This window comes from Acinetobacter sp. 1294243 (genome assembly GCF_000588015.1).
GTDB classification, from domain to species: domain Bacteria; phylum Pseudomonadota; class Gammaproteobacteria; order Pseudomonadales; family Moraxellaceae; genus Acinetobacter; species Acinetobacter pittii.
Genome location: NZ_JFXG01000001.1, coordinates 404874 through 428918, shown reverse-complemented (window position 1 = coordinate 428918; position 24045 = coordinate 404874). Strand labels below are relative to the sequence as shown.

The following is a 24045-nucleotide window of genomic DNA, read 5'->3' as shown; positions in this document are numbered from 1 at the left end:
CTTAATATGAAGGGAAAATGTCATGTCAGGTGATGTTAAATGAAATGGGTCGTCGGATGCTTCGCTTTGTATGGGCTTTTGTTTCAGACCGCATATGCTATAGCGCATCAGCAGATTAAAACGGTGGAAGGTGACCAATACGATGTGATCACGATCAGCGATTTTAAAGCATTACGCTTGTTTTTAAAGAATCCTAATAATCAGAAATACTATAAAAGCTTTAACACTATTCAGGAACAATTAAAGCAGTGTGAGCAGCTTAGCTTTGCAATGAATGCGGGGATGTTTCATTTAGGATTTTCTCCAGTAGGGTTGTATATTGAACGAGCTAAGGTGGTTCAGCCCTTAAATGAGCATAAAGGATTGGGAAATTTCTTTTTACAGCCGAATGGGGTAGTAGCTTGGAATAAAAAACAGGCCTTTGTTTTAACTACGCAACAATATAGCCTACAAAATTTGAAAGTTGATTATGCAACCCAATCTGGGCCAATGTTAGTTATTGAAGGAAAGATAAATTCCCTTTTTTTACCAGACTCTCAATCAAAGAAAATTCGTAATGGAGTTGGTATTCGAGATAATAAACTCTACTTTGTAATATCGAAAAATAGGGTGAATTTCTATAATTTTGCCGAGTTTTTTCAAAGAAACCTTAAGGTGGAGCAGGCCTTATATCTCGATGGTTCTATTTCTAGTTTATATATGCAAGAGAACAATCGGAACGATCAGCAATTTCGAATGGGACCAATGGTCGGTTGGGTAGACGAGTCCAATTGTGCAGTAAAGTGAAATATAAAAAAGCCAGTACGAGACTGGCTTTTTAATTAATGAATAGACGGTTTTTGAGTGAGTTCATTTAACTCTTTTCGGCTATAACCACGGGAAATAAGAACTTTTTTAATTCCCTTAATGACATCTTCATCTGTTGCTTGTGCAAGTGCACTTAGAAGTTGTTCATTAGTTTTACATGAGCAGTCATTTTCAACACAAGCAGTTTGGTTTTTATGCTCGTTATGCTGTTGATCTGCCAAGAACAGCTTTTGCCAAAAACTCATAGAGCCTTCATATACAACCTAACATAGCTCGAAATATAGCCAATTTAAAATAAAATACAAGACTCTATAAGTGATAAATCCACCACTTGAACTCGAGAATTTTCGATAGGAATGCTTGAGTTAAACGAAATTATGACGAATAGATGACTTGATATTTTTTGAAAATTTAAATACTTAACTAATAAAACGTTAAAAAATAAGGAGGTATATAGCCTCCTTATTTAAAACTTTACAATGAAAGATTTTGTTTAAATCTTCTCAAGTAAAACACCAGACTCGACATGATGCGTATAAGGGAACTGATCAAATAAGGCGAATTTAGTCACTCGATGAGTTTGACTGAGCGTTTTTAAATTTTCATATAGCGTGTCAGGGTTACATGAAATGTAGATAATACGTTCAAAACCTTGTAGAAGTTTTAAAGTCTCATCATCAATTCCTGCACGCGGTGGATCTACAAATACTGTGTCAAAGTCATAGCTCTGAATATCAATATTCGCTTCTTGTAGACGGCGGAATTCACGCTCACCTTGATAAGCTTGAGTAAACTCTTCAGCCGATAGACGTGCTACTTGAATATTATCAATTTGGTTTTGTTCTATGTTCCATTGAGCCGCATAAACAGATGATTTTGCAAGTTCAGTAGCCAATACTCGTTCGAACTTTAAAGAGAGTGGAAGTGTAAAATTACCATTACCACAATAAAGTTCTAATAAGTGTTTCTTTGATCCTTCAGCCGCGTCACATGCCCATTGCAGCATTTTTTTGCAAACTTGTGCATTAGGCTGGGTAAAGCTGCTTTCGATTTGTTTATATTTAAATGAACGATTTAAAAGTTCGAATTCTTCAACAACGAAATCATCGCCAATAACAATTTTCTGGCCACGACTACGGCCCATAATTTTAATATCTAATTTATCGGCAAGCGCTTTAGCGGCTTGTTCCCCTTCTTGATCCCGTTTACGGTGATAAATTAGGGGAACCAACATTTCGCCGCTAAGTGTTGCGAGGAAATCAGCTTCAAATAAACGATTAGAAAGCTTAGGTTCAGCTTTGAGTTCTTCCAAAAGTTTTGGCATTAAATCATTGATGCTTTGATCTGCAATTGGAAACTCATCAATGCGTACAACGGTTTTTTGCTTGTCGTCATCGTTACGCTCAAACATGGCATAGAACATATCATTTTCTGTATGCCAGATACGAAATTCAGCACGCATACGGAAATGTTGTTCAGGTGATTCAAACACTTCTAATGTAGGTGGTGTAAATTCAGAAAATTGAGTAGTAATGCGATCAATTTTAGCTTGAAGTTGTTGACGATAAGAAGAGGTCATAGACAAAGAAAATTTAGACAGAATCAAATAGTGAATGGTATCAAAAAAATTGAGCTTACAGGAGCCAATTTTAACCAGATATACATAAGAGAAAAGAGGTACCTAAACTAGAGATGATTTAAAACGCGATTAATAAAATCTGATTTTATTGTTCTATATTGATCGGGGTCTAAATGGCTACACTGTAATTTTAATTCATTATATTCATTAACCAACTTGGGTGAGCTTATAAGCTTATTTTTAAATGTTAAGAAAAATGTGAATATTGAATCCGTGACTACAATTTGAAATGCTACATCATCATTGTTGAGTGATTCGAGCATACAAAGCTCATGTGTTCTTAATGTATTTTGTTTTTCGATAAAATTAAGTGTTTTTAAGCGTTCAATTGCGCATTCAAATTGCTCAGGCATAACTTCAATATAAATGTCTAAATCACCTTTTGAAATTGCATTCGGTATTGCAGATGAACCAATATGCTCAATTTTGGCTAATGGTAGAAGTGTGGAAATGTCTTTTTGATATGAATTAAAAAGCTGAGCGCATCTTTGTTGATATTGTTCTGGTTCTAAAAAGATCATTATTAAAATCTCGAATTTATAAAATCTACATATTTAAGAATAGATTACTTTATTAAATAAAAAAGCCCAAATACTGAGATTTGGGCTTTTTTTTGAAAATTATCGATTAATCAGTCATTGTCATTAAGCTTGCGTTACCACCAGCTGCAGCTGTATTCACACTAATTGCACGTTCAATCACTAAACGCTCAAGTGGAATAGTTTCATTCGGCTCAATGTGAGTAATACCAACAATTGCGCCAGAACGTGTAGCAACTTCTTGTTGTAATGAGAAGATTTCTTCACGGTTACCATGGTGTAAAACTGCATCAAAATCATCTGATGTGATATTTTTAACTGTAGTAATTGCAGCAAGCACATCTTTTGGCAATGTTTGTTTGTGTTTTGCCAATAACGGACTATTTGGCATTACGGCCGCTTGGCTACCCACTGCAAAAATTGCGAGCAACTGATGCAACTGATTTTGTTCTGTATCAGCGATAGAAAGAACACGATGACGTGGCAAAATAATATATTGGTTACTTTCCCCAGTCGGACCTTGTAACTCATAAAACTTGCCTACACCAAATGGTTCAATTTCACGATTTGCTTGTGGTAAATGTTGTTTTGCCCAATTTTGTAAGCTCTGATAAACCTCACGGTTAAAGCCTTCAAAAGCACTTTGCTCAGTTTTCATAGCAAATGGTGTTGCCAATACTTTGTTTGAACACTGCTGCATCAAGCGATACATGTAAAGCGGACCGCCAGCTTTTGGACCTGTACCAGATAGACCTTCACCACCGAATGGTTGCACACCAACAACAGCACCAACAATATTACGGTTGATATAAAGGTTACCCACTTCAGCATGCTGAATGACTGTTTGGATGGTTTCATCAATACGGGTATGTAGACCCATTGTTAAACCATAACCTTTGGCATTAATACGTGAGATCAACTGCTCAAGCTCGCCATACTTATAGGTAATGATGTGGAGAACTGGACCAAAAACTTCGCGCTGCAAATCATCAAGGTTAGGGAGTTCAATTGCTGTTGGTACAACAAAGGTTCCTTTATCTAGTTCATTCTGGCTTGTTGCTCCAAACATCAACTGATGTACTGGGTAGCCTTTCGACTTCATTTTTTGGATGTGTCGATCAATCGTCTGTTTTGCTTCGTCATCAATAACAGGACCAATGTCAGTTTTTAAAATTGCAGGGTTCCCTACAATTAACTGTTGCATTGCACCTTTAAGCATTTTAATAACGGTTGCAGCGCTATCTTCTTGCACACATAAAATACGTAAAGCAGAGCAACGTTGACCCGCGCTATCAAAAGCGGAACTTACAACATCGAGTACGACTTGTTCAGTTAATGCTGATGAGTCCACAATCATTGCATTTTGACCGCCAGTCTCTGCAATGAGAGGAATCGATTGACCATTTTCAGATAAACGTTTCGCAACGGTTTTCTGTAAAATTTTTGCAACTTCAGTCGAACCAGTAAACATGATGCCATCAATACGGCTATCTTGGCTAAGCTGAGCACCGACTGTCTCACCGCGGCCAGGAAGTAACTGTACAGCACCATGTGGAATACCAGCTTCCCATAAAATCTGAACTGCTTGAGCTGCGATTAATGGGGTTTGTTCAGCAGGTTTAGCAATAACGCAGTTACCACTGACTAATGCTGCAGCAATTTGGCCAGAAAAAATTGCAAGCGGGAAGTTCCACGGGCTAATACAAAGTACAGTACCTAAAGGCTGAATAGCTGTATTTGCAGGAAGATTCTCAACTTGAGTTGCGTAGTAACGTAGGAAATCTACAGCTTCACGAACTTCTGCAATCGCATTAGCATAGGTTTTACCGCTTTCACGGCAAAGCAAAACCATCAATTCTTGAATACGACTTTCCATGAGGTCAGCTGCACGTTTTAAGTGTTGAGCACGCTGTTCTTTAGGCGTATTTGACCATTCTGATTGAGCTTGTTCAGCTGCATTAAGCGCAATTTCGACATGCTTAAGATCAGCTTCTTGCACATAACCAACAATTTCATCATTTTGTGCTGGGTTTGTAATTGCAACAGAATGACCTTGCTCTAACGACTCGTTATTTGCCAATAATGGATGACTTTGCCAAATACGATTACGTAACTCTTGAGCTGTGCTGTCTAACGCTGCAAGTGGGGTGTCATTTGCTAAGTCATAACCTTTAGAATTTTTACGAAGCGTTCCGTACATATCTAAAGGTAGAGGAATAGATGGGTGTTTTAAGCCAACTGAACCTTCAAGCTTAGCTGCATGACGAATATCGTAAATTGGAGACTGGATAAGATCTTCAACTTTAAGCGTTTTATCGGCAATACGGTTAACGAATGAAGTATTCGCGCCATTTTCAAGTAAACGACGAACTAAATAAGCTAACAACGTTTCATGGTTACCAACGGGAGCATAAATACGGCATGGCACGCCTAATTTATTTTGCTCGCGTGGACCAACAACTTGTTCATAAAGCGGTTCGCCCATGCCATGTAAGCATTGGAATTCATATTGACCCGCATAATATTTGCTCGGATCCGCTAAATGATAGATCGTTGCCAATGTTTGAGCATTATGGGTTGCAAATTGAGGATAGATGAACTCAGGTGCTGTAAGTAATTTTTTAGCACACGCGATATAAGATAAGTCTGTATGTACTTTACGGGTAAAGACAGGGTAGTCATCCATACCTTCGATTTGCGCTTTCTTAATTTCGCTATCCCAATATGCACCTTTCACAAGACGAATCATGAGACGCTTTTGGCTGCGTTTAGCAAGGTCAATAATATAATCGACCACGAAGAAACAGCGTTTTTGATAAGCTTGAATAACGAAGCCAATACCTTTCCAGTTTGCAAGTTCTGGCTCGAAGCAAAGACGTTCAAGTAACTCAAGAGAAATTTCTAAACGTTCTGATTCTTCAGCATCGATATTTAAGCCAATATTGTACTTTTTAGCTAAACGAGCGAGTTCAAATACTTTGCCGTAAAGTTCTTGATGAACACGTTCAATTTGCGCACGTTGATAGCGAGGGTGTAAAGCAGAAAGCTTGATTGAAATACCTGGGCCATCATAAACGCCTTTACCATTCGATGCTTTACCAATTGCATGAATGGCTTGCGTATAATCGTTAAAGTAACGTTCAGCATCATGTTCGGTTAATGCTGCTTCACCTAACATATCGTAAGAATAGCGGAAACCTTTGTCTTCGAGTACTTTCGCATGGTCTACAGCTTCTTCAATGGTTTCACCAGTTACAAACTGCTCACCCATCATACGCATTGCAACGTCAACAGCTTTACGAATAATGCCACGTCCACTACGTGCTAAAAGGCCAGTAAGTACACTTGAAAGACTGGTTTGCTTTGGAGTTTCCATAAGCTTACCAGTTAACATGAGGCCCCATGCAGCAGCATTTACAAACATTAAGCTGCTTTGGCCAACATGTTCTTTCCAGTTACCTTGATTGATCTTATCTCGAATAAGCAAATCACGTGTTGCAGAATCTGGAATACGAAGCAAAGCTTCAGCAAGACACATGAGTGCCACGCCTTCTTGTGAAGAAAGAGAGAATTCTTGTAATAACCCTTGAACAATACCTGCTTTACCCGAAGAGGTTTTACGTTCACGTAAATTATTAGCAAGATTAAAAGCAAGGTCATAAATTTTATGATCTAAATCATCAGATACCGCAGCAGCTTGTAATAGCTCTTCTACAGCTTCTGGTTCAGCACGTCGCCAAGCTGTATTGATGCGTTGTTCAAACTCACTTTTATCGTTGAATTCGGTGATATAGCCTTGGTGAGATTTATCCATTTGATGAAAAGTATCCATTGTGTTCATATCTGTTTCCGCCAACCAGCTCTCGTAAACTCATCTTGAGTAGAGAGGTTTAGATAATTTATCATTACAGAAGAAACACCGAATAACTCACTATATTTAGCCCATTTTTTAGAGGAAAATTCAGATGAATGGCCCAATATTAAGCCTTGATCGCACTGATTTAAAAATTTTGGATATTCTTCAAACAGATGGGCGTATTTCTAACAGTAAATTAGCCGAACTTGTGAATTTATCTCCAACTGCTGTGATGGCCCGAGTTCAAAAGCTGACAAAAGATGATTTCATTTTGGGTTATGAAGCAAAATTAAATCCAGTCAAATTAAATGCAAATTTTTTGGTGTTTGTTGAAGTATTACTAGATAAAACCACACCTAATGTTTTAGATGAGTTTATTGATGCTGTGGTTCACTATCCGGAAATTGTTGAATGTCATATGGTGAGTGGAGGATTTGATTTTTTAATTAAATTACGAAGTGGCAGCATGGAAGAGTTTAGACGAATTGCGGGGCAGGTACTGTGGCAATTACCAGGGGTAAAAGAGACTCGTAGTTATCCAGTTATGCAAGTTGTAAAAGATACTTCAAAAATTAAAATCAAAACTAAAAATAAATAAAGGGGCCGAAGCCCCTTTGATTTATTTCAATAATTTATACGCTTTCTTTGTAGAGTTCATCTGCTTTTTCAAAGCGGCCAGTTACTGTTGTATTTGGCGCTTTAGTTAAAAGACTCACTACAATGATGCTGATAAATGCAAGGATAAAGCCTGGAATGATTTCGTAAACACCAGTGTCTGCGAAAAGATTTTTCCAGCCAATCACTACAACTGCACCAACGATCATACCCGCTAGAGCACCTTGTAAATTCATACGTTTCCAGAACAATGACAAGATGATAAGCGGACCAAATGCAGCACCGAAACCAGCCCATGCATAAGCAACAAGGCCAAGAACTTTACTGTCTGGGTTACCAGCAAGAGCAATTGCAAGAACAGCAATTGCAAGAACCATAACACGGCCAACCCATACAAGCTCTTTCTGAGATGCATTCTTACGAATGAAGCCTTTGTACAAATCTTCGGTTAACGCACTTGAACATACCAAAAGCTGGCAGCTCAATGTACTCATTACAGCAGCTAAAATCGCAGCTAAGATGATACCTACAATCCATGGATTGAATAAGATTTTAGTCAATTCCATAAATACTGTTTCAGGGTTTTTGCTTACAACTGCTGCTAGTTCAGGGTGTTGCTCAAAGTAAGCAATACCGAAGAAACCAGCACCGACTGCACCAGCTAAACACAAGATCATCCAAGTCATACCAATACGGCGCGCAGCAGGAATTGATTTTACAGAGTCAGCAGCCATGAAACGTACAAGGATATGTGGTTGACCAAAGTAACCCAAACCCCATGCCATGGAAGATAAAACTGCCACTACACTTAAATCTGAAATAATATTAAATGCATGTGGACGAGCAGTTTCAATGAGTGTCACAAATTGTGTTGTATCGCCAATTGCAAGATAAGTTACGATTGGTGTTAATAACAAAGCAAAAATCATTAGGCCAGCTTGGAATGTATCTGTCCAGCTAATCGCTAAGAATCCACCAATACAAACATAGCTGATGGTTGCAATTGCGCTGAGCCAAATAGCAGTGGTGTATGACATTCCGAATAAATTTTCAAACAAGCGGGCGCCTGCTACCATGCCTGAAGCACAATAAATTGCAAAGAAAACCAAGATGATAACGGCAGAGAAAATACGAAGTACTTTTTTCTGATCGTCAAAACGACTTGTAAAATAATCTGGCAACGTGAGTGCATTATTTTGGACTTCAGTATGAACGCGTAATCGACCAGCAACCAGTAGCCAGTTAAGCCAAGCACCGATAATAAGACCAATTGCAATCCACGCTTCAGATAAACCAGAAAGATAAATCGCGCCTGGTAAACCCATGAGCAGCCAACCACTCATGTCTGATGCGCCTGCGGATAATGCAGTTACGAAACTGCCTAAACGACGACCACCGAGAATATAATCTGAGAAGTCGCTTGTAGCACGGTAGGCAAATAAGCCGATAAGAACCATTGCTACGATGTACACCATAAACATGATGAGGGTGGGATCAAAATAACTCATAATGGATGTGTGTCCTTATATCCATAATCCGTGATTGTAACCTAATCCAGGTCGCTGTTTTCTTGTACGGCATCCAAGAGGTTGAGATTCAACCACAAAAGATTTTTTTTGCACTGTTATTTTTATATTGTACTTTTGTATCATTGTGTAACTTAAAATAAATTGATTTTATAGATGCAAAATTATAATATTAATCATTAACTTATAATTTTTTAATATTTATTTTTTTAAAATTTTTCAGAAAAAAACACCATTCTGAAAAAAAAATAAATCGATATTGAGTTATAAATACGCTATTGGTCAAAAAAAATTTATAGAAATTTAGAATAAAGTTAAAAAAATCGACAATTTTTTGTTCAATTAATAATTTTTTTTATGTACGTTGGGCTTATTTAGTGTCTAAAAATAGCAATTAGCCGATTAAATTTTCAAAAAGTTTATGCATTCCTTGAGTCGCTGACATCTTTAATAATTCATATCGGTGAGGAACACGCAGATGATCCGCATTTAGATCTATATAATAGGCTTTACATTGATCTGAAATTTCATGAACTAAAGCCGCAACTGGATATACGCTTAATGTCGAGCCGATCACAATAAAAATATCTGCACTTTGTACTAATTGAATTGCTTCATCATAAGCTGGTACAGCTTCACCAAACCAGACTACATGTGGCCGCAGGGGATAGCCATCTGGGCAAAAGTCTTGTTCTAAATCTAGCTTCCATCCGTTAATATCGTAAAACTGTGTTGTAAATTGTGCATTCGGGCCAGAGCTTTTCGTCAAACGAATATTTCCATGCAAATGTAAAACGTTGGAACTTCCAGCCCGTTCATGTAAATCATCAATATTTTGAGTAATCACTTGTACGTCAAAGTAGTCTTGTAGTTTGGCAATATATTGATGAGCTTCGTTAGGTTTAGCCTCTAAAATATTTTTACGACGCTCATTATAAAAGCGTTGAACTAAGGCAGGATCCCTTTGCCATGCCTCAGGTGTGGCAACTTGTTGGATGTCGTAATTTTCCCATAAGCCATTACTGTCACGAAAAGTGCTGATTCCACTTTCGGCACTCATGCCCGCACCTGAAAATACAACAAGTTTTGTCATAGAATTCACCTATTCGGAAAGCTAATTTTAAATAGATAATAAAAAACCAGTTTAAAACTAAACTGGTTTTATCAAATATTGAAAGCGATGCCTATCTTTTATAAGCCAGCTTCATATTCTGAATTTGTTAAAAGTTTTTCAACATCTGCAATGTTGTCTGGTTTAATTTTATAAATCCAGCCTTTACCATATGGGTCTTCATTTACAAAGTCAGGATCATCTTCAAGATCAGTATTCACTTCTACTACAGTACCTGAGACAGGGGCGTGAATATCAGATGCTGTTTTCACTGACTCTACTACACCAGCTTGTTCACCAGCGGTAACTTGGTTTCCAACTTCTGGAGTTTCAACGTATACCAAATCGCCAAGTTCATCTTGTGCATGATCGGTAATCCCGGTAATAACTAGATCACCCTCAATCTTTACCCACTCATGTGTACGTGCATACTTCAGTTCCGAAGGATGATTCATGATAACTCCTTAAGCTTGTGTCCAATAGTTTTAAACATTATAAGTATGGGTCTTTACGCCAGTTACTCGGACTGCGGCCGCTCCAGCGTTTAAAGGCACGGCTAAAATTTGCAACGTCCGAATAGCCAAGTTCATCTGCAATTTGTTCAAGACTATAATCTGTACGTGAAAGTAGAGATGTTGCATGTCGATAGCGAACTTCATCAACCAATGTAGAAAATGAAGTTCCTTCAGCGGCTAATTGACGTTTGAGTGTCCGATCTGACATATGTAGACATTCGGCTACATTTTCGATGCTTAAATAATGTTGTTCGGAATTACTTAAAATATCACGAACACGCATTGCTAAACGACGGCGCTCACCCAAAGCGGAAAGTTCAGCTTCGCATTGATTGATGGCAACCTGACTTGCAATAGGATCTGCATTAACTAATTTAATTCCTAAGTATTTCTTATCAAAACTTGAGATCAAATGTGGCTGATTGAATCGAATTGTGCTACTTAATTTATTTCTATACTTTTCAAAACCTTCTGGTTCAGGAAAATCCAAATCTACCTCACCAGCTAAATCTTCGATACCCGTAATCGCTTTGGCCATACTCATGATACCAATGGTCAAGCCTAAAACGATTTCTGTTCTTAGAGGTTCAAGTTCGATATCACACTGTAATTGTAAGGTGGCTTTGGGCCCAAACGTTGAAAAATAGAGTTGTAAGAAAGGTAAGCGTAATTGAATAAAACGTGCTGCAAGGGCAATTGCTTCTGTAATATCTTTGGCTGTCATAATCGCATAGCCAATGAAGCCATGAATTGAAATACGCATTTGAGTACCAAGATGATAGCCCAACGTGGTTTCACCAGTTAAATTAAGAGCGTGTTTAACCAATTCATTTGCTACAGGTGTAGAAATACGATAATCAGGGTCGGCCAGTTGTTCACTAGTAAGATGAAATGGAGCAAATAATGTTTCATCGTTATATCCCCAACGTGAAACAACATCTAATAGCAATAAGCCATAGACTCCCGGAATACCCTGATCTTGACGAGCTGAGGTAATTTTCATATGCGTTCCATTGCTCTCATCAATTTGTCACATGCATTTCTTACACATCTTGTCATGAAATATAATCTGAGTTTATAAAAACTGTTAGACAATCATATCAACCATGTTTTAAACATTCTTTTTAAAGACAACAATTTTTGTTGTTGAAATAAGTAATACGTCGCCATTTTGATTTAAGGCTTGCGTAACGTAACTTACAATACCACGATCTAATTTTGTTTTGGATGGTGTGATCGCTGAAATTTCTGCTTCAACATGAATTTTATCACCTGGTCGAGTAGGGCGTGGCCACCGTAAGCTGGACTCTGAACCAATCAGGCCGCCATGAATCGGCATACATTCCGTCCATAACCGCATAGTAATTGCAGAAGTATGCCAACCGCTAGCAGCAATTCCCTGAAAAATTGGATCATGTTTAGCTTGTTCTTCATCTATATGGAAGGGCTGAGGGTCATAGGAGTTTGCGAATTTTTTGATTTCATCTAAGGTAATTTCATATTCACGGCTAATGAAGCGATCACCAATTTTCAAATCTTCTAAATAAAGCATTAATCTTGACCCTGTAATACTTTTTGTTCAATTAGGAAACCGCCTGTTTGACGTTTCCATAACTGTGCGTATATACCATTTTGCGCAATTAACTCTTCATGAGTTCCTTGCTCAGCAATTCGACCTTCATCAAGAACGATTAAACGGTCCATTTGTGCAATAGTAGATAAACGGTGTGCAATTGCAATAACGGTTTTATCAACCATCAGGTCATTTAAACTTGACTGGATTGCTGCTTCAACTTCTGAGTCTAATGCACTAGTTGCTTCATCTAAAATAAGAATAGGCGCATCTTTTAAGAATACACGTGCAATGGCAATACGCTGTCTTTGACCACCAGAAAGTTTAACACCACGTTCACCTACTTGAGCGTTATAACCACTACGTCCTTTTAAATCAACTAATTGCGGAATAAATTCAGCAGCTTTGGCTTTATTTACAGCATTCTCCATGTCTGCATCAGATGCATCAGGACGACCATATTTAATATTTTCTGCAACTGAGCGATGTAATAAAGATGTATCTTGAGTAACTAAAGCAATATTAGCTCTTAAACTATCTTGAGTTACATCTTCGATGTTTTGGCCATCAATTAAAATAGCACCTTGCTTAAGATGGTAAAAATGTAAAAGCAACTGAATCAGCGTCGACTTTCCTGCGCCAGAACGGCCCACAATACCTATTTTTTCGCCTGCTCTAATATGCAAGTTGAAGTGATCAATCACATTTTTATTGTTATAAGCAAAGCTTACATCTTTAAATACAATCTCACCTTTGGTCACTGCAAGTGGTTTCGCATCTGGTTTGTCTTGAATATTGATTTTTTTACCTAATGTTTGCATACCATCTTGAATGGTTCCAACATTTTCAAATAAGGCTGACATATGCCACATCATAAATTCAGCCATACTATTAAGTTTTAAAATCATTGCAGTAGTTGCTGCGATTACACCTAATGCTGCTAAACCTTGGGTCCATAGCCAAACAGAAGTACCAATTACACCTACAAACAAAACAGCAGACAACATATTAATGCTGACTTCAAAGAGAGTGCCTAAACGCATTTGGGCATAGACTGTGGTCATAAACTCTTTCATCGATGCTTTTGCATATTGGCTTTCACGACCAGCGTGGGCAAATAGTTTTACTGTTTGGATGTTGGTGTATGCATCTGTTACGCGGCCCGTCATGACAGCACGAGCATCGGCTTGTTGCTGGGAAACTTTACTTAAGCGGGGGATAAAGAACCATGCGCTTAATAAAAATAGGCTTAACCACACTAAAAGTGGAATAAGTAAAATTGGTGAAATTGCGCCAAGAACAATGCTGACCGTAATGAAGTAAATGCTGACGTAGGCCAACATGTCACCCAAAATAATCCAGAACTCACGGATTGCTAATGCTGTTTGCATAACCTTTGCAGAAAGTCGTCCTGCAAAGTCATTATGGAAAAAGTCCAAGCTTTGTTTCAATAAAAGATTATGGAAACGCCAGCGCAAACGCATTGGGAAGGTGCTATATAAAATTTGATGTTTGATAATAGATTGAATATTTACAAAAAAGATATTGGTAAATAAGACTGCAATCAAAATGAGTAAATCAGTAGCATGCTGACTTAAAAAGCTTTCCGGATGACTTTTACTTAACCAGTCTACGAGTTGTCCAATCTTTGAAAAAAGTAAGGCTTCAAAGCTTGCAGCACCTGCTGTAAAAAGAATAAGTAAGAATAAGTAAGGGCGTAGGCCTTCCGTAGCTTGCCAAACAAATGGGAAAAAACGAGTTGGTAAAGGTTCATCTAAACCTTTAGTTGGGTAGGGATCTACAAGTTTTTCAAACCACTTCAGCATGAATTACTACCTTTGAGACAAAAGCCACTTAATTAAATCTTTGCAATTTAATTTGCAAAAAGTCAGTTAGATCAATATCACTTAAGGTTTCGATCTTGTGAATATATGCAAATACACATGAACTGATTATGTTGTACGTCTTAAATTAATACATGACGTAAAAAGGAGACTTGAAGAAACCTTCAAGAACGTCGCGAGGACTAAAAGTATTATTCATTATATCGAGATTAATAGATAAAGGGTGAAGGAATTTATTCTTTAAGTATTTTTTCTTAGTATTTTGAACATTTGTTAAATTATTGCAGCTACACATTAATTAGAAAAGGCCTTTAGATCTAGATCATAAAGGCCTAATTATTGTATTACCACATTAAGTCATCTGGAATAACATATGCTGAATATGGATCTTCCTCATCAGTGGCTTGTTCGTTTTTCTCAGCATTATTAATCAAAATGAAGCCTTGCATTTTTTGATCAATTTTTTCACCTAAAGCTTTTGGAAGGTAGGCGTATTGATCTTGATCTTTAGCAATAACTAGGCTACCTGCAACAAGTGCATTATAAACTTGCTGAGATAGATACACTTTTTTGATTTTATTTTCATCAATAAATTGATAAGCCACATCCCCTGCAAAATCAGTAATCTTGTGCTGCTTAATCATCTGAATGATTGATGCTTTAAGTGCTTTTTCTTCAAGCTGTTTCTGTTTTTCTAAATTTAAAGCTTGATCTTTAGCTAACTTTTCTTGTTGAGCTTTTTCAATATTTGCTTTGATTTCAGCCTCATTACTTAGTCCAAGACGCTGTTCGTGATGAGCTTGCTTTGTTAATTTTTTTGCTTTTTTATTATCAACTAAACCAGCTTTTAATAGCTGTGCTTGTAAGGCATTTTTAACCATGTCTTAGTCCTTGTGTGAAGTTGAAGTGCTATAGAGATAAACTACCCAGTAAGAAATACTTAAGGCTAAGCTTAAAGTTGCCGGCAATAAAAATGATTGTAGCTTTAAATATGGATGTACTGAAGCGGCAAGAATTCCACCCAGCAGAAAGCCGATAAAAATAAGTAGATGTAAAACAATACGTCGATTTTCTACAATTAAGCCTCTGGCTTTATACCCAAGTGCTAAACCAATATCAGTTAAAACACCTGATAGATGGGTAGTGCGGATGATTGTTCCTTTATAGTGGCTTACCATTGCATTTTGTAAACCCATTGCCGTACAAGCCCATAATAATCCATAGCGTGGAAAATAAGGAAGCAATAGCCAGCAAAGGAAAATGAATAAGGCAACAAGGCTCAAAGGTAAGCCATAACGACGACCTAGTCGAAAATGACTGCTACCTAAAATAAAACCACTATAAAATGAACCGCAAACATAGCAAATAATCACTAAAAGTAAAAAAATGATATGTTCGGGTTGCCACTCTACCAAACTCATAGCCAGCATACTAACGTTGCCAGTCATATGTGAAATAGATTGATGCAAAAGAGTAATTAACCCTAATACATTAATCATTCCGGCATTAAAAGCCAGTAAAAAGGCTCCAAGTTGGAACCAGTTTGGTAGACGTTGAAATGGCATTTTGTTTAAGACGTTTGCTTGGAGCGAATATCTACAGCTGCAGTAAATAATACATCTGTAGATGAGTTAAGGGCTGTTTCTGTAGAGTCTTGCAATACACTGATAATCATACCAATCGCTACAACTTGCATCGCAATTTCTGTTGAAATACCAAATAGACTACAAGCTACAGGAATGAGTAGTAAAGAACCACCAGCAACACCAGAAGCACCACAAGCTGAAACAGTAGCAACAACTGATAAAATAACCATTGTTGCAAAATCAACATGAATGCCAAGAGTATGTACAGTAGCTAATGTAAGTACAGTAATCGTGCCTGCCGCCCCTGCCATATTTACTGTTGCGCCTAACGGAATAGACACACTTGCTGTAGATGGATTAACACCTAAACGCTCTGCTAAATCTAAGTTAACTGGAATGTTAGCCGCTGAGCTTCGTGTAAAGAAAGCTGTAATACCACTTTCTTTTAAGCATTTAAATACGAGAGGGTATGGATTTCCACGTATAGTAAGGGCAACAAGAATAGGGTTGATAACTAAAGCAACAAAAAACATAGTGCCTAACAATACCACTAATAATTGTGCATAGCTCTCAAGTGTTGCAAGACCAGCATCGGCAAAAGTCACTGCAACTAATCCGAAAATACCGACTGGTGCAAAAGCAATTACTTTATGAATAATAGCACTTACAGCATGTGAGACATCCTGCATCACTTGTTTTGTGGTGTCTGAACTATGGCGCATAGCTAAACCTAGGCCAATTGCCCAAGCTAAAATACCAATAAAGTTAGCCTCACTAATTGCTTGAACAGGGTTCGCAATAAAGCTTAAGAGCAAGTTTTTTAATATATCTGCGAGACTACCAGGTGCTTGTAAGTCATTATGTGAAACTGTATTGAGGAATAATGTGCTTGGAAAAGAAAGACTGACAATCACAGCTGTGAAAGCAGCAAGCAACATACCTACCACATATAGAATCATAATAGGGCGTAAATTGGCGCTATGACCCACTTGGAAGTTGGCAATAGAAGAAAGCACCAATACAAAAACTAAAATAGGCGCAACCGACTTTAAGGCTTTAATGAAAAGCTCACCAAATAAACTTAAGTAAGGCGTAACGTTCGGAAATAGTAATGCAACGCCTATCCCTAGAATAATGGCGATAATAATCTTAGTGACTAAGCTTAATCGAGAAAAGAATGCAAGCATATAAAGGCCTTATTAACCTAATCATGGCTAAAGGTTGAACAAGCGGAGTATTTTATACTTAAGTGATGTGAATCTTAAGCTTTTTTATAGCACCTATAAGTATTTATACTTAATGGTAATATTAAATAATTGTTTTTATTGGTCTTAATTTAATATTTTTAATTTTATAGTTGGTGGTTTTGCTTGTTAATTGCTCATTAAAAAACTAGGTATATCAAAAAGCTGTGAAAGCATGGAATAGGCTAAAGAAAATATAAGGGCAAAAAGTTAAATATGGTTGAGCTTTTTAGAAAAGCTACGCGAATTTTCAAAACTTTGTGCTTGGATTGGACTCTAAGCTTTCAAGCTGAAAAATCGCATATTTCAGGAAGTTACTACTATTATTATAAATTTATAATTTAAAAAATATTATTTACTTGCACAGTACAGCTGATGAAGCGTATTTAAAATTGAATGCATATTGTCATCCTTAATTGAATAAAAAATTTGCTTGCCATCACGACGGGTTGATACAACATCACTTTTGCGTAGCATCATAAGTTGTTGTGAAAGAGTGGGCTGGGTAATTTGGGTCTTCTCTTCAATTTGAGAAACATTTAACTCCTCATAAGCTAAGTGACATAAAATTAATAAACGATCTGTATTAGCCAAAGATTTAAGAATTCCAACGACTGAATCAGCCGCATTTTTCATTTCTTCGATTTGGAGTCCATCTTTCATACTTTATACCTATATCAATATAGCGGGCATAGTATAGATTGATCTTATGAAAATGAATGTAGCAAAACTAATCAATCCAATTGTTTTTGTTGAAAAGCAATATAAGAGGAATTGATAAATAAGTAGTCTTTCTAATTAAAAACAACTATTTGTATTTCTTTTGTGTCTAAAATGTTGCTTTGTGTTATAAGTGTAATTGTTAAGTATAAGTGAAACGAAGTCAACCTAAAACAATTTCAATTTGCTTTCAATAAATAGTTAAATCTAATTTATCTTGAGACAAATCATAAAAAAGGATTGAGTTTTTATTTTTTAAATATATAATCTGTTTTATACAGACAGGTCTGTATATTTTGGTTCAGTAAGGTCGAAAAAAACGTCTAATTGTGAACCAAAATGACTTTCAGACGCAGCGTGATACATAAGAAGAATCATTAAATATAAGAAGAAGAATATCACGCTTTATTTTTATGCTGCTCTTTCGAAATCGATTAATTTTTCTACTCGAGTCCAGTAATCATTAATATTTATTGAACCATGTTCGACTTGAGCCTGTATGGTCATACCTTCCAAAATATTAACGAGTAATAAAGATAGGGGACCTGGCTCTTTTACATCATACTGGTTAAGAAGATTTTGCATGAGTTGGGTCAACCAAGCTTTATACAAAGTGGCAGGTTGATGTGTTGAAGGATATTGTTTTAAAACCTCTTCCAAGGCTTTTTGAAACATGCAGCCATTAAAATCTTCACTATTAAACCAGTCGGAATACCATAAAAATACTGCTTTAATTCTCGCAAGAGGATCTAACTCATCATGTCTTGATAAGGCAGAAGTAAGAGAGTTTTGTAGAAGCGTATTTCGAAGAAGTAGACACTCTTCAATTAATTTTTCTTTTGATGGAAAATGCTTATAGAAAGTCATTTTTGCAACGCCAGATTCATTAATGATGCGATCTACACCTATAGAATTATAGCTATACGAGTTAAAAAGTCTTAATGCGGTGTTAATAATGTCATCTTTTTTCGACATATTTTAGCCTCTCACAAATGAATTGCTATTAGCTTGAACGGTGATCTTTATCAATGAGAATCTAGATAATTTAATTTTACAAGGTATTGTTTGTTATTGATAGAAAAAAGATATTATTTTTTTAAACGCTGAAGTTTTACTTTTAAGGAAATGGTAAAGAGTTTTAGGCTATATATTTAAATAATTATACTTCCTTTTTCAAAATCTTTTAACTTCAATATTTTTGCGATAAGTCGCTTTAAAATTTAAAAAGGAAAATTAATAAACAAAAAACAAATCTATTTTTGAGTTTGTCGGCCAATTTAAAAGTGGACTTTCCGTTGCTTTGAAAAGTCCATTTTTATTAAAGTTTCTTACTCTGAAGGAGGTAAAAGCATCAAAATAGATTCATTGAGTAAGTAAGCAACATTCTCAAGGATTTCAAGCTCATTAAATTCGCTATCGAAAGCTAAGCTTTCTCCATCAGCAATAGCTTTTAATTTTGGTGCGAAAGTTTCAGCTATACATAGCGCTTCGCCATTTCCCCAGAAGCTCAGAATTCCGTTATTTTCTGTATAAAGTAGGCGAGAGGCAGGTTCTAATAGAACTTCATAACCTTCATGTAAGATCTCTTGAAGATCATAGGCTTCGATCTCATCAGGTTCTGGAATATTATCTGGATATTTAGGTTCACTCATGTATGACATGATTGCTGCATCAAGTGCTGTAGAGTCTTGCAACTGAGCTAAAACTAATTCTTTTAGATAACTTAGTTCAGTTGAGCTAATTTCACCAATTTGACTCATTTGTTTGCGTGCGATATCTACAACAGGATTTTGAAGTAAAATATTAGCTGAAAATTGATCGCTAATGCGTTCCATCATTCCTGCAATGTTTGGCATGCGAAAGCCAAATGAGAAAGTTAAGCAGTCATCTTCGGCAACCCCATAATGTGCCATTCCAGGTGGAATATAGAGTAAATCACCTGGTGCTAAAACTTCATCAAATTGCACATCTATTTCTGGCAAAAGTTTTAATGGTTGATTGGGTACAAATGTAGTATTTGCATCGCACATTTGACCTAGCTGCCAGCGACGATGACCATGACCCTGAACTAAAAACACATCATAAAAATCGAAATGTTTCCCAACTGAACCACCCTTAGGTGCATAAGACACCATAATATCGTCGCGGCGCCATTGAGGAATAAAAGGAAATTTTTTCCAAAGTTCAGAAAGATCAAAAGAGTAGTGATCTACTGCCTGTACTAAAATTGACCATAATTTTGGTAGCTTTTGAAAATCACCTTTGGTTAAAGGTGAAGACTTTACGTGCCATTCATTTGGATTTTTATCTTTTTGGCGAATCAGTCTGGCACTTGCATGTTCTTCCAAGGCAAGTTCTTGTACATCCTGAGGTTGTAAAAGACCTATAATTTCTGGTAATCCGTTACGTACCAGTAAAGGTTTTTTCTGCCAATACTCTGCTAAAAATTGCTCGGCAGTAATACCGCCTAAAACTGTTAAAGGTTCTGTCATGGAAATAACCTATTTATAAAATATCTAGAATTAAGGAATTTGTAGATCAAGTTGCCTTAAAATATGGCAAAGTTGAATCATAGGAAGACCCATAAGTGTGGTCTGGTCTTGGCCTATCATTTTTTCAAACAAGCTAATTCCTAAACTTTCACACTTAAAGCTACCTGCGCAATATAGTGGCTGATCTAATAGAACGTATCGTTCAATTTCAGCTTGATTCAGGTTTCGAAATTTAACTTGATAATGTTCAACAAGCGTTTGCTCAAAGTCTCTATCGAGCCATTGCACGCTAAGAGCTGTACTAAAAAAAAGAATTCGACCAGAATTTTCGGCTAGTTGTGCTTTGGCATTTTCACTAGTCATCGGTTTGCCAATAAAGTCATGCGGGGTATGCTCTCGCCAAGCAACTTGATCTGAACCAATAACGATGGCTGATGGATTCTGTTCAGCAATCACCTGAGCTTTTGTGAAAGCGAGTCTTTTTGCAAGTTCATCGGCATGGGTTTCATCGCGAGGACTTTCATCAATATCGGGACTAATACAAATATAATTAATTCCAAGACGGTCCATTAAGTCTTTGCGAGTTTGACTACTCGATGCCAAAATAATTTGTGGCTGAACCATTACACTGCAAATTCCATTAATACATCTAAAGGTACATAGCTTAATACAGCTTGATGACATGCATGTATTTTAATAGGAGGAGCTTCACCAGCTTGATAAGCCTCTACCCAGCGAGTTACGCAGATACACCAGAAATCACCCGGTTTCAGACCAGGGAAACCTACTTCTGGCAAAGGAGTAATAAGATCATTACCAATTTTCTGAGAGAAATTTAAGAAATCAGAGGTCATTTGTGCACATACGGTGTGCTGACCAAGGTCTGTTACTGCTGTGTGGCAGAAACCATTTCTAAAATAGCCTGTAATAGGGTCAAAGCAACAACTTGCTAAAGGTTCCCCTAAAACATTTAAGCGATTGATTTGTGGATCTGGATGAATAGACATAATGGGTGAAATATCAAATAACTACCTCTATCATAATCAAAACTGGGGCTTTCTACAGCTTTTATGCAAAAAAACTAACCTTTTTTGATGTAATCATTTAAAATTGGCGCGTTTTTAAAATCATAAAGAGAGCTTTACATGAATTTTCAGCGTATGACTGACCTTAACTTAACAGGCAAACGTGTCCTTATTCGTGAAGATTTAAACGTTCCTGTCAAAAATGGTGTGATTACTAGCGATGCTCGCTTACGTGCAGCATTACCAACTATTAAAGCTGCTTTAGATAAAGGTGCAGCAGTGATGGTATGTTCACATCTAGGTCGTCCTGTTGAAGGTGAACCAAAGCCAGAACAATCACTTGCACCAGTCGCTGCTTATTTAACAGAAGTATTAGGTCAAGAAGTTAAATTATTAACTGATTATTTAGAAGGCGTTGAGGTTGAAGCTGGTCAAGTTGTATTGCTTGAAAATGTACGCTTTAACCATGGCGAAAAGAAAAATAATCCAGAGCTCGCTCAAAAATATGCTGCATTATGTGATGTATTTGTTATGGATGCATTTGGTACTGCTCATCGTGCAGAAGCATCTACTGAAGGTGTAGCTCGTTTTGCTCCAGTTGCTGCTGCTGGTCCTTTGTTGGCTGCTGAGTTAGATGCACTAGGCCGTGCAATGCAAACTCCTGAAAAACCAATGGTTGCAATTGTTGCTGGTTCTAAAGTTTCAACTAAACTCGATGTTTTAAACTCACTTTCTAGTATCTGTGATCAACTGATCGTTGGTGGCGGTATTGCAAATACATTCTTAGCAGCTGCTGGTTTTAACGTTGGTAAATCATTATATGAAGCTGACTTGGTTGAAACTGCTAAACAAATTGCTGCTAAAGTAAGTGTTCCACTTCCTACAGATGTTGTAGTTGCTGATGCATCGCAAATTAATTTTGAAGATTTCTTAGGTTCTTTAGCAGCAGCTCAAGCTGTTGTGAAGAAAGTAGAAGATGTGACTGCAAATGATATGATTTTAGACGTTGGTCCAGAAACTGCTAAAGCATTCGCTAATATTTTAACAACATCAAAAACGATCCTTTGGAATGGTCCAGTAGGCGTATTTGAGGTAGATCAATTTGGTGAAGGTACGAAAGCGCTTTCTCTTGCGGTTGCTCAATCGGAAGGATTCTCGATCGCTGGTGGTGGAGATACATTAGCTGCAATTGATAAATATAACGTAGCTGATCAAATTGGTTATATTTCTACAGGTGGTGGCGCATTCCTTGAGTTTGTTGAAGGAAAAACATTGCCAGCAGTTGCAGTTTTGCTTGAACGTGCTTAATACTGTTATATAGAAATAAGAAGGGATTGGGTAACCAATCCCTTTTTCATTGATAAGTCATTAAACTGTCATATATTTGCAATAAAATGTCGAGTATTAAATCACCAACTGTGGAAAATAGTGATGAATTTAAAGCTTACATTTGCTGCTATGTTAATTGTACCAATGATGTTGACTGCTTGTGCTAAGAAAGATGAAGCATCTCAAGCGGGCCAAGAATCAGCTGCATCTACTGCTGTTTCTGAAAAAGTAACGCCTGAGCAACAAGCAGCAATTGATGCGATTGATAAGCCAGTTCTAGATGAAAAGAATACAGATGTGGTTGAAGGTAGTGCGCCAAGTGAGGCTGCTGCTTCAGAAACACATTAATTTGTTGTTTTTTGTTAAAAAATCCCTGCAAATGCAGGGATTTTTTTTGAAATACTGTGATTTGTTGCTGAATTGAAATAAATGACAGGGTAGAATAAGCCGCACTACCTGGGAGGATATTATGGCACTCATTTCAATGCGCCAGCTCTTGGATCACGCTGCTGAACATAACTACGGCGTACCAGCATTTAACGTAAATAACTTAGAACAAATGCGTGCAATTATGCTTGCCGCGGATGCAACCAATTCACCTGTAATTGTTCAAGCATCAGCTGGAGCTCGCAAATATGCAGGCGCTCCATTCTTACGCCATCTTATTTTGGCTGCAATTGAAGAATGGCCACATATTCCAGTGGTAATGCATCAAGACCATGGAACAAGCCCTGATATCTGTCAGCGTTCAATTCAGCTTGGCTTTAGCTCAGTGATGATGGACGGTTCATTAGGTACAGATGGTAAAACACCTACTTCTTATGAATACAACGTTGATGTAACTCGTAATGTTGTTGCTTTGGCACATGCATGTGGTGTTTCTGTCGAAGGTGAGATTGGCTGTTTAGGTAGCCTTGAAACTGGTATGGCTGGGGGAGAAGACGGGGTTGGGGGAGAAGGGGTACTTGATCACTCACAACTTCTTACTTCTGTTGAAGAAGCGACTCAGTTTGTTGCCGATACTAATGTAGATGCATTAGCGATTGCTGTAGGTACTTCACATGGTGCTTACAAGTTCACTCGTCCACCTACAGGTGATATCTTGGCAATTGACCGCATTAAAGAAATTCATGCGGCATTACCAAATACTCATCTTGTTATGCATGGTTCAAGTTCTGTGCCGCAAGAGTGGTTGAAAGTAATCAATGAGTTTGGCGGTGATATTAAAGAGACTTATGGTGTACCTGTTGAGCAGCTTGTAGAAGCAATTAAACATGGTGTGCGTAAGATCAATATCGATACAGACTTACGTTTAGCATCTACTGGTGCAATTCGTCAGTTTATGGCTGAAAACCCAGCTGAATTCGATCCACGTAAATACTTTGCTAAAACTGTAGATTCAATGAAGCAAATTTGTATTGATCGTTATGAAGCGTTTGGTACAGCTGGAAATGCTGACAAGATTCGTCCGATTTCTTTAGAGAAAATGGTTGATCGTTATAAATAATTCCCGTCAGGGTTTAATTTATAGGAACCGGTTATTTATATAACCGGTTTTTTTATTAGGTAAATTTCATGCATAAAAAAACCTGTGACAAACACAGGTTTTAATAAAGAGAAAAAG

23 protein-coding genes are annotated in these 24045 nt (G+C 37.2%); 5 read left to right on the top strand and 18 right to left on the bottom strand.

Going from position 1 to position 24045, the window contains the following annotated elements; all coding sequences use genetic code 11:
* The first annotated feature begins 39 nt into the window (after nt 1-39).
* Nucleotides 40-786 carry a phosphodiester glycosidase family protein gene (locus tag J655_RS06920; RefSeq protein WP_032007266.1) on the top strand — a complete coding sequence of 249 codons (747 nt, stop codon included), beginning with the start codon at nt 40-42 and terminating at the stop codon, nt 784-786.
* A 35-nt stretch (nt 787-821) separates the two neighbouring features.
* Here J655_RS06920 and J655_RS06915 read toward each other — a convergent pair whose 3' ends face one another.
* The 4 genes from J655_RS06915 to putA all read right to left on the bottom strand — a co-directional run bounded on the left by J655_RS06915 (nt 822) and on the right by putA (nt 6826).
* Nucleotides 822-1052, bottom strand: a complete 231-nt coding sequence (locus J655_RS06915) for a hypothetical protein (protein WP_000011679.1) — start codon at nt 1050-1052, stop codon at nt 822-824.
* A 248-nt stretch (nt 1053-1300) separates the two neighbouring features.
* Nucleotides 1301-2386: a tRNA (uridine(54)-C5)-methyltransferase TrmA gene (gene trmA, locus J655_RS06910; RefSeq protein WP_032052190.1), complete on the bottom strand. Its 1086-nt coding sequence runs from the start codon at nt 2384-2386 to the stop codon at nt 1301-1303.
* 107 nt (nt 2387-2493) lie between these two features.
* Entirely contained in the window at nt 2494-2967 is a 474-nt protein-coding gene (locus tag J655_RS06905) for a GrpB family protein (protein WP_032007264.1), read from the bottom strand.
* A 106-nt stretch (nt 2968-3073) separates the two neighbouring features.
* Nucleotides 3074-6826 carry a trifunctional transcriptional regulator/proline dehydrogenase/L-glutamate gamma-semialdehyde dehydrogenase gene (putA, locus tag J655_RS06900; protein WP_032052189.1) on the bottom strand — a complete coding sequence of 1251 codons (3753 nt, stop codon included), beginning with the start codon at nt 6824-6826 and terminating at the stop codon, nt 3074-3076.
* A gap of 124 nt (nt 6827-6950) precedes the next feature.
* Here putA and J655_RS06895 point away from each other — a divergent pair, with 124 nt between their 5' ends.
* Nucleotides 6951-7439, top strand: coding sequence for an Lrp/AsnC ligand binding domain-containing protein (locus J655_RS06895; protein ID WP_005304655.1), 489 nt, complete (start codon nt 6951-6953; stop codon nt 7437-7439).
* Nucleotides 7440-7473: 34 nt separating this feature from the next.
* On the opposite strand, the gene putP is transcribed toward J655_RS06895, so the two are convergent.
* The 14 genes from putP to J655_RS06825 form a co-directional block, all read right to left on the bottom strand.
* A complete protein-coding gene (gene putP / locus J655_RS06890; protein ID WP_032052188.1) occupies nt 7474-8964 on the bottom strand; it encodes a sodium/proline symporter PutP in 1491 nt (496 codons plus the stop codon).
* Nucleotides 8965-9376: 412 nt separating this feature from the next.
* Entirely contained in the window at nt 9377-10084 is a 708-nt protein-coding gene (locus tag J655_RS06885; RefSeq protein ID WP_080973579.1) for an SIR2 family NAD-dependent protein deacylase, read from the bottom strand.
* Nucleotides 10085-10173: 89 nt separating this feature from the next.
* Entirely contained in the window at nt 10174-10548 is a 375-nt protein-coding gene (gcvH, locus tag J655_RS06880; RefSeq protein WP_032007261.1) for a glycine cleavage system protein GcvH, read from the bottom strand.
* A gap of 37 nt (nt 10549-10585) precedes the next feature.
* Nucleotides 10586-11611: an AraC family transcriptional regulator gene (locus J655_RS06875; RefSeq protein WP_032007260.1), complete on the bottom strand. Its 1026-nt coding sequence runs from the start codon at nt 11609-11611 to the stop codon at nt 10586-10588.
* Nucleotides 11612-11719: 108 nt separating this feature from the next.
* Nucleotides 11720-12160: a MaoC family dehydratase gene (locus J655_RS06870; RefSeq protein ID WP_017482285.1), complete on the bottom strand. Its 441-nt coding sequence runs from the start codon at nt 12158-12160 to the stop codon at nt 11720-11722.
* The gene (locus J655_RS06865) at nt 12160-14007 is read right to left on the bottom strand and encodes an ABC transporter ATP-binding protein (protein WP_032007259.1); all 1848 of its coding nucleotides are present in this window, start codon (nt 14005-14007) and stop codon (nt 12160-12162) included. Before J655_RS06865 ends, J655_RS06870 begins: the two co-directional genes overlap by 1 nt.
* Nucleotides 14008-14369: 362 nt before the next feature.
* Nucleotides 14370-14906: a DUF2058 domain-containing protein gene (locus tag J655_RS06860; protein WP_032052187.1), complete on the bottom strand. Its 537-nt coding sequence runs from the start codon at nt 14904-14906 to the stop codon at nt 14370-14372.
* 3 nt (nt 14907-14909) lie between these two features.
* The gene (locus J655_RS06855) at nt 14910-15590 is read right to left on the bottom strand and encodes a YoaK family protein (RefSeq protein WP_032007258.1); all 681 of its coding nucleotides are present in this window, start codon (nt 15588-15590) and stop codon (nt 14910-14912) included.
* Between the two features lie 5 nt (nt 15591-15595).
* Nucleotides 15596-16798 carry a serine/threonine transporter SstT gene (gene sstT / locus J655_RS06850; protein WP_032052186.1) on the bottom strand — a complete coding sequence of 401 codons (1203 nt, stop codon included), beginning with the start codon at nt 16796-16798 and terminating at the stop codon, nt 15596-15598.
* Nucleotides 16799-17206: 408 nt separating this feature from the next.
* The gene (locus J655_RS06845; RefSeq protein WP_002121379.1) at nt 17207-17518 is read right to left on the bottom strand and encodes an ArsR/SmtB family transcription factor; all 312 of its coding nucleotides are present in this window, start codon (nt 17516-17518) and stop codon (nt 17207-17209) included.
* Nucleotides 17519-17986: 468 nt separating this feature from the next.
* Nucleotides 17987-18550 carry a TetR/AcrR family transcriptional regulator gene (locus tag J655_RS06840; protein WP_017482284.1) on the bottom strand — a complete coding sequence of 188 codons (564 nt, stop codon included), beginning with the start codon at nt 18548-18550 and terminating at the stop codon, nt 17987-17989.
* 353 nt (nt 18551-18903) lie between these two features.
* Nucleotides 18904-20067, bottom strand: coding sequence for a cupin domain-containing protein (locus J655_RS06835; RefSeq protein WP_032007256.1), 1164 nt, complete (start codon nt 20065-20067; stop codon nt 18904-18906).
* Nucleotides 20068-20097: 30 nt separating this feature from the next.
* Nucleotides 20098-20691: a Maf family protein gene (locus J655_RS06830; protein WP_017482282.1), complete on the bottom strand. Its 594-nt coding sequence runs from the start codon at nt 20689-20691 to the stop codon at nt 20098-20100.
* Complete coding sequence (locus tag J655_RS06825) at nt 20691-21074, bottom strand: DUF2237 family protein (protein WP_002121396.1); 384 nt, start codon at nt 21072-21074, stop codon at nt 20691-20693. Before J655_RS06825 ends, J655_RS06830 begins: the two co-directional genes overlap by 1 nt.
* A gap of 138 nt (nt 21075-21212) precedes the next feature.
* Here J655_RS06825 and J655_RS06820 point away from each other — a divergent pair, with 138 nt between their 5' ends.
* The 3 genes from J655_RS06820 (at nt 21213) to fba (ending at nt 23928) form a co-directional block, all read left to right on the top strand.
* The gene (locus J655_RS06820) at nt 21213-22400 is read left to right on the top strand and encodes a phosphoglycerate kinase (RefSeq protein WP_032007254.1); all 1188 of its coding nucleotides are present in this window, start codon (nt 21213-21215) and stop codon (nt 22398-22400) included.
* 123 nt (nt 22401-22523) lie between these two features.
* Nucleotides 22524-22769: a hypothetical protein gene (locus J655_RS06815; RefSeq protein WP_002121463.1), complete on the top strand. Its 246-nt coding sequence runs from the start codon at nt 22524-22526 to the stop codon at nt 22767-22769.
* 121 nt (nt 22770-22890) lie between these two features.
* Nucleotides 22891-23928 (top strand): class II fructose-bisphosphate aldolase, encoded by a 1038-nt coding sequence (gene fba, locus J655_RS06810; protein WP_032052185.1) that lies wholly within the window; start codon nt 22891-22893, stop codon nt 23926-23928.
* The last annotated feature ends 117 nt before the right edge of the window (nt 23929-24045 follow it).

Bases quoted from the DNA above. Each gene is read 5' to 3' on its own strand.
- J655_RS06840 (WP_017482284.1), bottom strand. From the start codon at position 18,550: ATGTCGAAAAAAGATGACATTATTAACACCGCATTAAGACTTTTTAAC.
- J655_RS06875 (WP_032007260.1), bottom strand. From the start codon at position 11,611: ATGAAAATTACCTCAGCTCGTCAAGATCAGGGTATTCCGGGAGTCTAT.
- sstT (WP_032052186.1), bottom strand. From the start codon at position 16,798: ATGCTTGCATTCTTTTCTCGATTAAGCTTAGTCACTAAGATTATTATC.
- J655_RS06870 (WP_017482285.1), bottom strand. From the start codon at position 12,160: ATGCTTTATTTAGAAGATTTGAAAATTGGTGATCGCTTCATTAGCCGT.
- putP (WP_032052188.1), bottom strand. From the start codon at position 8,964: ATGAGTTATTTTGATCCCACCCTCATCATGTTTATGGTGTACATCGTA.
- J655_RS06835 (WP_032007256.1), bottom strand. From the start codon at position 20,067: ATGACAGAACCTTTAACAGTTTTAGGCGGTATTACTGCCGAGCAATTT.
- J655_RS06860 (WP_032052187.1), bottom strand. From the start codon at position 14,906: ATGGTTAAAAATGCCTTACAAGCACAGCTATTAAAAGCTGGTTTAGTT.
- putA (WP_032052189.1), bottom strand. From the start codon at position 6,826: ATGAACACAATGGATACTTTTCATCAAATGGATAAATCTCACCAAGGC.
- J655_RS06905 (WP_032007264.1), bottom strand. From the start codon at position 2,967: ATGATCTTTTTAGAACCAGAACAATATCAACAAAGATGCGCTCAGCTT.
- trmA (WP_032052190.1), bottom strand. From the start codon at position 2,386: ATGACCTCTTCTTATCGTCAACAACTTCAAGCTAAAATTGATCGCATT.
- J655_RS06830 (WP_017482282.1), bottom strand. From the start codon at position 20,691: ATGGTTCAGCCACAAATTATTTTGGCATCGAGTAGTCAAACTCGCAAA.
- J655_RS06815 (WP_002121463.1), top strand. From the start codon at position 22,524: ATGAATTTAAAGCTTACATTTGCTGCTATGTTAATTGTACCAATGATG.
- J655_RS06820 (WP_032007254.1), top strand. From the start codon at position 21,213: ATGAATTTTCAGCGTATGACTGACCTTAACTTAACAGGCAAACGTGTC.
- J655_RS06915 (WP_000011679.1), bottom strand. From the start codon at position 1,052: ATGAGTTTTTGGCAAAAGCTGTTCTTGGCAGATCAACAGCATAACGAG.
- J655_RS06855 (WP_032007258.1), bottom strand. From the start codon at position 15,590: ATGCCATTTCAACGTCTACCAAACTGGTTCCAACTTGGAGCCTTTTTA.
- J655_RS06825 (WP_002121396.1), bottom strand. From the start codon at position 21,074: ATGTCTATTCATCCAGATCCACAAATCAATCGCTTAAATGTTTTAGGG.
- J655_RS06845 (WP_002121379.1), bottom strand. From the start codon at position 17,518: ATGAAAGATGGACTCCAAATCGAAGAAATGAAAAATGCGGCTGATTCA.
- fba (WP_032052185.1), top strand. From the start codon at position 22,891: ATGGCACTCATTTCAATGCGCCAGCTCTTGGATCACGCTGCTGAACAT.
- J655_RS06865 (WP_032007259.1), bottom strand. From the start codon at position 14,007: ATGCTGAAGTGGTTTGAAAAACTTGTAGATCCCTACCCAACTAAAGGT.
- J655_RS06920 (WP_032007266.1), top strand. From the start codon at position 40: ATGAAATGGGTCGTCGGATGCTTCGCTTTGTATGGGCTTTTGTTTCAG.
- J655_RS06895 (WP_005304655.1), top strand. From the start codon at position 6,951: ATGAATGGCCCAATATTAAGCCTTGATCGCACTGATTTAAAAATTTTG.
- gcvH (WP_032007261.1), bottom strand. From the start codon at position 10,548: ATGAATCATCCTTCGGAACTGAAGTATGCACGTACACATGAGTGGGTA.